The 2,220-nt window shown below is 38.7% G+C and carries 1 protein-coding gene and 1 pseudogene; both read left to right on the forward strand.

The features are described 5' to 3' along the window. A pseudogene (locus ACLBXA_RS29335) lies at positions 1 to 1,875 on the forward strand (phage tail spike protein); the annotation flags it as partial. Positions 1,876 to 1,890: 15 nt separating this feature from the next. After that, a partial coding sequence (locus ACLBXA_RS29340; protein WP_447617740.1) for a hypothetical protein occupies positions 1,891 to 2,220 on the forward strand: 330 nt, incomplete at its 3' end.

The raw sequence follows: 2,220 nt of genomic DNA on the forward strand, positions 1-2,220 counted from the left end.
ACAACAATAGGTCAACATTCTGACGCATTAAAGTTAACAATGAAAAAGAAAGATGTTGAGGATTATGTTGGTGGATTGGGTTCTATAAATGATCTACGGAACGCTGCATTCGCTCAGGGCTTCAAATACTGGACACAAAATGGTAATAGTGCTGTTATTGACTCTTCTGTAACATACAGAGGCTATACAACGGCTAAATTACATGCGACTGGATTGACTGAAGATAAATGGTATAGCCTTCATCAAACGATAGACGTAACTGCTGGTGAAGACATTGTAGCTTCGGGTTACTTTATGTCCAATAATATAGGACAAGGTTTCGTGTTAGAAATTGAGTATCTAAATGCCCAAGGTATCCGAGTTTCACAATCATCAATTGGTATCGATGTAACTGCAAATTCTAATTGGATTAGAGCTGTTATTGCCGGAACAGTTCCAGTTGGAGCTGTTAAAGCGCGTTATAAACCATGGGTGAGAAGAAATGGGACCTTATGGATTGCGTTACCTATGTTACAGCGTGGTAAAGTAGCTACAGAATTTTGGCTACATCCGAAAGATCAAACGGATATTGATAAAATGATAGATGATATTGCTAATAAAGTAGCTACCGAAAAATACAATCAGAAAGTTACAGAGTTAGAAAGAAGTATCGCTGCTAATGAAGAAGGCGTTACTATCATTTCTAGGAAACAGGAAAGTTTTATTAATGAGACCTATAATGCCTATGTAAAGAAAACGGAATCTAAGTTACAGGTATTAGATGAAGGAATACTTGCACAGATTTTAAAGGATGGTATCGTTACTGCCATCAATATGGCTCCTGGAAAAATTACAATTAATGCTGCAAAGCTGGATATTAATGCTGATACCATGGTCAAATGGTTAACTACAAAAGGTATTGATACAAATCTCATTAGAATTAGTGGGGATAAAATTACGATTGATGGTGAAGAAGGCGTAATAGTTAACATGTTAGATTTTCTATTCAAAGACGAATGGGGCACAAAAACAACTGCGGTATCAAGACGAAACCTGATAGCAGATCCTGACTTTTCTAGTGTTACAAAGAAAAACATTGGGCATAACGATTATTATGGATTTGAAGGTGGATACGGTCTTACTTGGAAGTCGTGGGGCAATGTAGTAATAGAAAAGAATACACATATATTCGATTACGAGCAAATGGTGAATGCTGCAAGGGTAGATATGTATAACTATCCAGAAGCAATCGTGAATAACGGTATACATCCTGGTAACGAATATACAGCATCCGCTCATTTTAGAACCGCCATGATAAATGGAGTGCGTAAAACAGGAAAACCGAGAATACACGTATGCTGCGTAAAATTCCGAGACAACGTAAGTTACGACATATTGAGTGAACAAAAGATGGACTTTCCTGAGCCGTCTACATTCTACGGAGAAATCAGAAGGTATTCTTTTACTTTCAAAGTGCCGACAAACTATATTCCGCAACAACACGCATTGATTATTAAAGTTTGTTCTGGAAATGCTGACATGAGACAAGGGACAGCGATTTGTGTAAGTGGTGTAACGCTATACAGTGGCAAATATGCATCTATGTATAATTGGGATCGTGCTGCAGCAGAAAGAGCAGATGGCATTCAGCCGTTTAACGCAATTGCTGTAGGTGGTGTGAATAACAATATAGCTCCAGCACCAGACGGACAAACGTTTGATATAAGTACTGAAAAAGAAGTTAAAATCTATCGGAATATACGAGCAATGCAGGGGATTAACTTAGGTGGCGGTGGATTTCAACAATGGGGTCATATTCGCTTTACAGACGGTAATATGGGATCGGGTTTTTATGCGAGTACTCCAAGTGGTTGGAAATTTAACGCACTTGGATAGAAAGGAGAAGTAAGAATGAATGAAAATCAAATGATGCCACTTCAAGCAGGTGAAAGCTTTCCTTTTATGGGGAGGCTAGTGGATGCAGAGCGCACAGAGACAGGGGTTTTTGTTCAAATACCTGGTGATATGTTAAATAATGCAGGTATTCTACAAGGTACTAGCAGGGTTGAAGTATGGAGAGAGATGGACGGAACAGTAAAGTTTCGGATCGCTACGCTGTGTGAAATATGTAAACGCGGAGCACGTTTGTACCCACTAGATATGGGATTTGCGAAAAAGAATATTTGTTTAGAGTGTTATACATCACTGACAGGGAATTATCCATCTCAAGAACCGCCAACA

This window comes from Bacillus sp. D48C (assembly GCF_053345735.1).